At 68.7% G+C, this 7,991-nt stretch carries 6 protein-coding genes; 2 read left to right on the top strand and 4 right to left on the bottom strand.

Annotated features, from left to right (window positions below):
* Nucleotides 1–47 precede the first annotated feature (47 nt).
* The 3 genes from ELR45_RS11505 to ELR45_RS11515 all read right to left on the bottom strand — a co-directional run bounded on the left by ELR45_RS11505 (nucleotide 48) and on the right by ELR45_RS11515 (nucleotide 2,905).
* Nucleotides 48–887, bottom strand: a complete 840-nt coding sequence (locus tag ELR45_RS11505; protein WP_129666096.1) for an ABC transporter permease — start codon at nucleotides 885–887, stop codon at nucleotides 48–50.
* Nucleotides 884–1,765: an ABC transporter permease gene (locus ELR45_RS11510; protein ID WP_205856425.1), complete on the bottom strand. Its 882-nt coding sequence runs from the start codon at nucleotides 1,763–1,765 to the stop codon at nucleotides 884–886. The genes ELR45_RS11505 and ELR45_RS11510 overlap by 4 nt, the downstream gene beginning before the upstream one ends.
* 183 nt (nucleotides 1,766–1,948) lie before the next feature.
* Nucleotides 1,949–2,905 (bottom strand): ABC transporter ATP-binding protein, encoded by a 957-nt coding sequence (locus ELR45_RS11515; RefSeq protein WP_129666097.1) that lies wholly within the window; start codon nucleotides 2,903–2,905, stop codon nucleotides 1,949–1,951.
* A gap of 163 nt (nucleotides 2,906–3,068) precedes the next feature.
* On the opposite strand from ELR45_RS11515, the gene ELR45_RS11520 reads away from it, so the two are divergent.
* Nucleotides 3,069–3,263, top strand: coding sequence for a DUF3046 domain-containing protein (locus ELR45_RS11520; protein WP_129666099.1), 195 nt, complete (start codon nucleotides 3,069–3,071; stop codon nucleotides 3,261–3,263).
* A gap of 16 nt (nucleotides 3,264–3,279) precedes the next feature.
* On the opposite strand, the gene ELR45_RS11525 is transcribed toward ELR45_RS11520, so the two are convergent.
* A complete protein-coding gene (locus tag ELR45_RS11525; RefSeq protein WP_129666101.1) occupies nucleotides 3,280–3,759 on the bottom strand; it encodes a DUF1801 domain-containing protein in 480 nt (159 codons plus the stop codon).
* A 174-nt stretch (nucleotides 3,760–3,933) separates the two neighbouring features.
* Here ELR45_RS11525 and ELR45_RS40755 point away from each other — a divergent pair.
* A partial coding sequence (locus ELR45_RS40755; protein WP_129666553.1) for a DNA glycosylase AlkZ-like family protein occupies nucleotides 3,934–7,991 on the top strand: 4,058 nt, incomplete at its 3' end.

A 7,991-nucleotide genomic window follows, 5' to 3' on the forward strand; every position in this document is an offset into this window, starting at 1 on the left:
GGTCGCCAGAACGACCACAATGTCGTTACGTCACGCGGCATCCGCGGCTACGTCAGGAGCAGCCGTTCGACGCGACGCGCGGCGAAGGCGACTCCAACCAGCCCCATCACCGCCAGGTACAGAACGTGGGCGAATAGCCCTACGCCGACGTCGCCGAGCATGAGGTCCCGCACCAGCCCCACCCCGTGATACAGCGGCGTCGCCTGCACCACCCACTGCAGCGCTTCCGGATACCTCTCCAGCGGGAAGAACGTCGCCGAGAAGAGGAACATCGGCAGGATCGACAGACTCACGTACTCGAAATCCTGCCAGCTGCGCATGAACGTGGTCGCCGCCATCCCCACCGCCGCGAACGCGAACCCGATCAGCGTCGCCGCCGGGATCGTCAACAGCGCCCACCATGACTCGACGACGCCCGCGACCGCCGCCACCAGCAAGAACGCCGACGAGTACAGCAGCCCGCGCAACAATGCCCAGGAGATCTCGCCGACCGCGACGTCGCGCGGCCCGAGTGGGGTGGCGAGCACGGAGTCGTACAGCTTGGCGTACTTCAGCTTGAAGAACACGTTGAACGTGGAGTCGAAGACAGCACCATTCATCGCGGCGGACGCCATCAGCGCGGGAGCCACGAACGAGGCGTACTCGACCATCCGGCCGCCGCCCGCGTCCACATCACCGACCAGCGCACCCATCCCGACACCCAGCGAGAACAGGTAGAAGATCGGCTCGAAGAATCCGCTGACCAGCGTCAGCCAGCCGTGCCGGTACGAGCGGATGTTGCGTTCCACCAGCGTCCGCGCCAGCCCGGCGCCGGCCGGGATCGGTATCGCCCGGGCCAGCCGCCGCAGCACCGTACGGTGCGCGTCCGTATGCTGAACCGCGCTCATATCACCAGCCTCTTCCGGAAGTTCACCAGCGTGAGCGCGAAGCCGGCCGCCACCCAGAGCAGCAGGTACGCCACGTGGCCGAGTGCGGGCAGGACAGTCATGGTCTCCAGCGCCAAGCCCCGGGACAGCTCGACGGCGTGCCATAGCGGGGTCACCATGGCGACCATCTCCAGCGCCAACGGCAGCTGTTCGACCGGGAAGAACGTCCCGGAGAACAGGAACATCGGCATGACGATGAACCGGAACAGCATATTGAAACCGCCGTCGTTCTCTTGGCGCGCGGCGAAGGCGAACACGCATGCGGCGAATGCCAACCCGGTCAGCACGGCCACCGGCAACGCGAGCAGCGCCCACCACGACTCGATGGCGCCGAAGGCGACTGCGATCGCCAGGAACGTCGCGCTGCTGATCGTGACGCGCATGGCGACGAAGACCAAGTGCCCGATGACGACGTCGGCGATCCCCAGCGGGGCAGCCAGCATGGCGTGGTACTGCCGCTGCCACTTGATCGCACCCATCACCGGGTAGGTCGACTCGAAGACCGCCGTCTGCATCGCCTGCGCCACGAGGATACCGGGCGCCAGGAACATGATGTACTCGACGCCCTGGACCCCGGCAGGCGACGCCTCGTCTACCAGCACGCCCAGGCCGACCCCCATCGCGGTCAGGAAGAACAACGGGGTCAGGATGCTGCTGATGACGGTTCCGCGCCATACCCGGCGGTAGTTGGTCAGCCAGAAAGAGAAGGCGCGGTCCCACATCCGTCCCTCGGGCGGCTGATCGCGGACGACGGCGTCGTCGTGGACGTCACCGTTGCCGTGGACGTCACCGTTGCCATGGGCGTCACCGTTGCCATGGGCGTCAGCAGAGCTCGTCATGCCAGGCCTCCCGCTCTGTGCGACCCGGCAACCATCGCCTGCCGACGGAAGTTTTCGAACCTGTGCGGCCCCCTTGTGGCCGCACAGGCCACCCTCTATCGTCGCGAATGCGACGATGAGTCCGGTTTCCGGGGCTGGCCCGCCGATCGCGGCACACGTGCATGAGACTCACCGTCACGCTCATCAGTCGATCAGTGTCCGTCCGGTGAGGTGCAGGAAGACGTCTTCCAGCGTGGATCGCCGGACCAACATGGACAGCGGCGCGAGTCCACGGTCATGCACGGTCTTACTGGCGGCGTCCCCATCGGAGACGTAGAGCAGCAGCCGGTCCGGAAGAACCTCGACCCTCGATGCCAGGTCAGCGACCTTCGGCTCGTACGCGCCGTGGTCATCCTCGCCGAAACGCAGCTCCAGGACCTCGCGCGTAGAGTACTCGGCGATGAGCTGCCGTGGCGATCCTTCGGCGACGATCTTGCCTCCGTCCATCACCACCAGGCGATCGCACAGCTGCTCGGCCTCGTCCATGTAGTGCGTGGTCAGCACGAGTGTGACGCCGGAACGCTTCAACCTGAACAGCCGGTCCCACAGCACGTGCCGGGCCTGCGGGTCCAGCCCGGTGGTGGGCTCGTCGAGAAGCAGCACCTCGGGGTTGTTCACCAGCGCACGAGCGATGGTGAGGCGACGCTTCATACCCCCGGACAGCGGCTCGACGATGCTTGAGGCCCGCTCGGTGAGCTGAGCGAACTCCAGCAGTTCGTCCGCCCGCTCGCGGACGACGGCGCGGGAAAGGCCGAAGTACCGCCCGTAGACCAGGATGTTCTCCCGCACGGTCAGCTCCTCGTCGAGCGTGTCCTTCTGCGGGACGACGCCGAGGCGTCCCCGGATGCGCGGACCGTCGGTGGCCGGGTCGAGGCCGAGGATGCGCAGCGTGCCACCCGTGGGCGGTGACACGCAGCCGATCATCCGCATGGTCGAGGACTTGCCGGCGCCGTTGGGCCCGAGGAAGCCGAACGCCTCGCCCCGACGGACCTCCACGTCGATGCCGTCCACCGCGGTGAAGTCACCGAACCGCTTGGTCAGGGCATGCGCGCTGATCAGCGGACGATCATCGGCTTGGGTGCCGTCCTGTCGAAGTACCACGTACGGGGACGTTACCGGGCGCGGCCGACAAACTCATACGGGTTTCGCGTTCTTGCGCCCTGACGGCGAGCGTTGACGGGCGCGTGGACCGTGGCGGCTATCGGCACAGCCCTACGCTTGGGACCCCGAACGGGTGGTCCGAGGAGATGACTACGCTAGTGCGGTGCGGTTGACGGATTTCTGGGAACGGATGGAGCACCACCTCGGCGCGACCTACGCCGACTCGTGGGCGCGCGACTACGTGATCGACGGCCTCGGCGAGCGCACCGTGTACCAGGCGTTGGAAGCCGGTGAGGACACCAAGACCGTCTGGCGCGCCGTCTGCGACGCTCTCCGTATCCCGCCCAACGAGCGCTGAACGCCAGATCCCATGATCAGCTCACGGCCTTCTTAACAAGCATTCTGATCGCCGCTTCACCGGCTTCGCCCAACTCTGTCAGGGCGTAGGACGTCGGCCACATGCCGCCGTCCTCATCCAGATTCGCGTGCACACTGAACCCGAACGTCGAGTAACGTTCCTTATCCACTTGCCCACTGCGGAAGAAGCACACCACTTTGCCGGACTTGGCATAGGCGGGCTGGCCGTACCACAGCTTCGGCGCCAACTCGGGAGCAGCATCAGTGACGATGGCGTGTACGCGCTCGGCCAGCGCACGATCCGGCGACGCCATCTCAGCGATCTTCGACAGTACGGCTTCCTCATCAGCGGCCGCCTTCTTCGAACCACGGCCGCCGCGTGCCTCTGCCTTCAGCTCTGTGGCGCGCGCTTTCATCGCGGCGCGCTCCTGCTCGGAGAACCCCTCCGCCGAGGAACCGTCTCGCTTCTTCTCGCTGGCCTTCGATGTGCCGCTCATTGTGTGTTACTCCCTGTCAGTCACTGGGATAAGGGTGCTCTCACGCTATCCGGAACGACAAGATCAGGGCTTCTCGATTCCTGATCGGCTCATTACCGTCGCGCTACGCGGACGATCCCATGATCATCATGGGAGATGAGGCCCTTTGTCGGTGGGGCGCGGCAGTATGGGGACATGGAAGACGTCCTCGAGCTGTTCGGCCCGGCGACCCGTGCGTGGTTCGCCGGCTCGTTCGGCACGCCCACACCGGCGCAGGAGGGCACATGGCGCACCGTCGCCGCTGGGCGTAACGCCCTGGTCGTCGCGCCGACCGGGTCCGGGAAGACGCTGGCGGCGTTCCTCTGGGCGATCGATCAGATCGCGGCCTCGACCACTCCGGACGATCCCACCCTCGGGTGCCGCGTGCTGTATGTGTCGCCGCTCAAGGCGCTCACGGTCGACGTCGACCGCAACCTGAGCGCCCCGCTGGAAGGGATCAAGAGGGCCAGCGCCGACTTCGGCCTCGCCCCGCCGGAGATCACCACCACCATCCGCACCGGGGACACTCCTGCCGAGGAACGACGGCGCTTCGCCCGCCGCCCTGCCGACATCCTGATCACCACGCCGGAGTCGCTGTTCCTCCTGCTCACGTCGCAGGCGCGTGAGTCGCTGCGTGGCGTGCAGACGGTGATCGTCGATGAGGTGCATGCCGTCGCGGGCACCAAGCGCGGCGCCCACCTCGCGTTGAGCCTGGAACGGCTGGACGCGCTGCTCCCCTCCCCCGCGCAACGCATCGGGTTGTCGGCGACGGTGCGCCCCGTCGAGGAGGTCGCCAGTTTCCTCGGTGGCGCCCATCCGGTCGACGTCGTCGCTCCGGCCAGCCAGAAGCAGTGGGACCTGCGCGTCGTCGTCCCGGTGCCGGACATGTCGCAGCTCGACGAGGTCAGCAACCGCAAACCAAGTGGCGTCCGGCGAGGACCCGGATCCGAACGCCGGCTGGGTTCCGGTGCGCACGACGACGGTCCGACCGGCCGGGACGCGGGCGCACCGGCCGCTCAGGACCACACAGGTGCCGTCGAGGCCGACGGTTCGATCTGGCCGCACGTGGAGCAACGCGTCGCGGACCTGATCCAGCAGCACCACTCGACACTTGTCTTCGCCAACGCCCGGCGGCTCGCGGAACGGCTGACCAGCCGGCTCAACGAGATCGCGGAGGAGACACCGGCGCCGCACATGCCACCGGCGCAGGTCATGGCCCAGTCCGGCGCCGCGCATGGTGCCGGTTCCACACTGGCGCGGGCGCACCACGGCTCGGTGAGCAAGGAGCAGCGGGCGCTGATCGAGGACGACCTGAAGTCGGGACGGCTGCCCGCCGTCGTGGCGACCAGCAGCCTGGAACTGGGCATCGACATGGGTGCGGTCGACCTCGTCGTGCAGGTAGAGGCGCCGCCGTCGGTCGCCAGTGGCCTGCAGCGGGTCGGCCGGGCGGGTCACCAGGTCGGGGCGGTCTCCCGCGGTGTGCTCTTCCCCAAGTACCGCGGCGACCTCGTCCAGACCGCCGTCGTCTCCGAGCGGATGCGGCAAGGCATGATCGAAGAGCTGGCGATCCCGCGCAACCCGCTGGACGTGCTGGCGCAGCAGATCGTCGCTGCCGTGGCCATGGACGACTGGCCGGTCGACGACATGCTGGCCTTGGTACGCCGGGCGCACCCGTTCGCTCAGCTGCCCGAGTCGTCGTACCGGGCGGTGCTGGACATGCTGGCCGGCCGGTATCCGTCAGACGAGTTCGCCGAGCTGCGCCCCCGGCTGGTCTGGGACCGCGACGAGGGCACCCTGAGCACCCGCCCGGGTAGTCAGCGGCTCGCCGTGACCAGCGGCGGCACCATCCCGGACCGCGGCCTGTACGGGGTCTTCCTCGCCGGGCAGGACACCCGGAAGAACAGCGCCCGGGTGGGTGAGCTGGACGAGGAGATGGTCTACGAGTCCCGCGTCGGCGACGTGTTCTCCCTCGGCGCCACCAGCTGGCGGATCGAGGAGATCACCCATGACCGCGTCGTCGTCTCCCCCGCGCCGGGACGGCCCGGGCGGCTGCCGTTCTGGAAGGGCGACCAGCTCGGTCGGCCCGTGGAGCTGGGCGCGGCGGTCGGCGCGTTCGTCCGGGAGGTCTCCGGCGCCGACGACGCGGATGCGAGGACGCGGGCCGAGGAGGCCGGCCTCGACCAGTGGGCCACGGACAACCTGCTCTCGTATCTGGCGGACCAAGGCTCCGCCACCGGTCACGTGCCGGACGACCAGACCATCGTCGTGGAGCGCTTCCGCGATGAGCTGGGTGACTGGCGCCTCGTCGTGCATTCGCCGTACGGCGCCCAGGTGCACGCGCCGTGGGCGCTGGCGCTCAGCGCGCGGCTGCGCGAACGTTACGGCGCCGACGTCCAGGCGGTGCACGCCGACGACGGCATCGTGCTGCGCATCCCGGACACGTTCGACGACGCGGCCCCGGTCCTCGCCGACGGCATCTCCGGCGTGCACCAGGGCCACGCAGACGCGGGAAGGCGCGCGGGACCGAGCACCACCACGGCGACGGCGACGGCGCCCGCAGCATCCCCATCGCACGACGCGGACCTCGTCGTCATCGACCCAGACGAGGTGGAGGATCTCGTCACCACGGAGGTGGGCGCGTCGGCGCTGTTCGCCGCCCGGTTCCGGGAGTGCGCGGCCCGGGCGTTGCTGATCCCGCGGCGCCAGCCGGGACGTCGTTCGCCGCTGTGGCAGCAGCGGCAACGCTCGGCGCAGCTGCTCAACGTGACCTCGAAGTACGGGTCGTTCCCGATACTGCTGGAGACGATGCGCGAGTGCCTGCAGGACGTGTACGACCTGCCCGGCCTGACCCAGCTGATGCGCGACGTCGCGGCGGGCCAGATCCGGGTGGTGGAGGTCGAGACGCCGCAGGCGTCGCCGTTCGCCAGATCGCTGCTGTTCGGCTACGTCGCGTCGTTCATGTACGAGGGCGACTCTCCGCTGGCCGAGCGGCGGGCGCAGGCGCTGACGCTGGACTCCGCCCTGCTGTCCGAGCTTCTCGGCCACACCGAGTTGCGCGAGCTGCTCGATCTCGACGTCATCGAGCGCACCGAGGCCGAGCTGCAGCGGCTCGTCGACGAGCGCAAGGCCGACGACGCCGAAGACGTCGCCGACCTTTTGCGGCTGCTCGGTCCGCTGTCCACCGAAGAGATCGCCGCCCGCTGCACCGACCCTGACGACGCCGCGACGCACATCGAGACGCTTGCTGCTCAACGACGCGTCGTCTCGATGCGGATCGGCGGCGAGGAACGATGGGCAGCCGTCGAGGACGTCGCGCGGGTGCGTGACGCGCTCGGCGTTGGTGTTCCCGACGGCGTGCACCCGGACTTCTTGGAGCCGGTGGAGGAACCGGTCCGCGACCTCGTCGCCCGGTATGCCCGCACGCACGGTCCGTTCCGCGCCGAGTCGGTGGCCGAGCGTTTCGGGCTGGGGCGAGCCGTCGTCGTCGGTGCGATCCGGCAGCTCGTCGGCGACGGAAAGCTAGTCGAAGGGCAGCTGCGGCCCGGCGAATCAGGTACCGACTGGTGTGACGCAGAGGTGCTGCGGCTGCTGCGCCGCAGATCGCTGGCGTCGCTGCGCAAGGAAGCCGAGCCAGTCGACCCGTCCACGCTCGCCAGGTTCCTGCCTGCCTGGCAGTCTGTGGGCAGTTCGCTGCAGGGTCCGGATGGCCTGCTCAGCGCGATCGAGCAGCTCGACGGCGTGCCGGTGCCGGCGAGCGCGCTCGAGCCGCTGGTGCTCCGCACGCGTCTGTCCGACTACAACCCTGCGTGGCTGGACGAGCTCACGGCATCCGGCGAGGTCGTCTGGACCGGGCGGGGAGCGATCGGGCCGTCCGACGGCTGGGTGTCGCTGCATTTGGCCGACACCGCTGCGCTCACGCTTCCCGAGCCGGATGCGACATCGGAGGCGGAGCTCGGGCCGATCCACCACGCGATCCTCGACACGCTGGGCAACGGCGGTGCTTTTTTCTACCGCCAGCTCGCCGATGCCGTGCTGGCGTCACTGCGCCAGAGCGCCACAGCAGAGCCGACCACACCGTCAGAACCGACGGATCCCACGCCGTCCGCGGACGAGCGTTCCTCGCTCGCCGCGATCGCCGACAGCATCTCCGAGCCCACTCCCGGGCCGGGAGCCACTGAGCAGGACATCACCACCGCACTCTGGGACCTGGTGTG

The sequence above is a fragment of the Phytoactinopolyspora endophytica genome (genome assembly GCF_004138495.1).
In the GTDB taxonomy this organism is placed as follows: domain Bacteria; phylum Actinomycetota; class Actinomycetes; order Jiangellales; family Jiangellaceae; genus Phytoactinopolyspora; species Phytoactinopolyspora endophytica.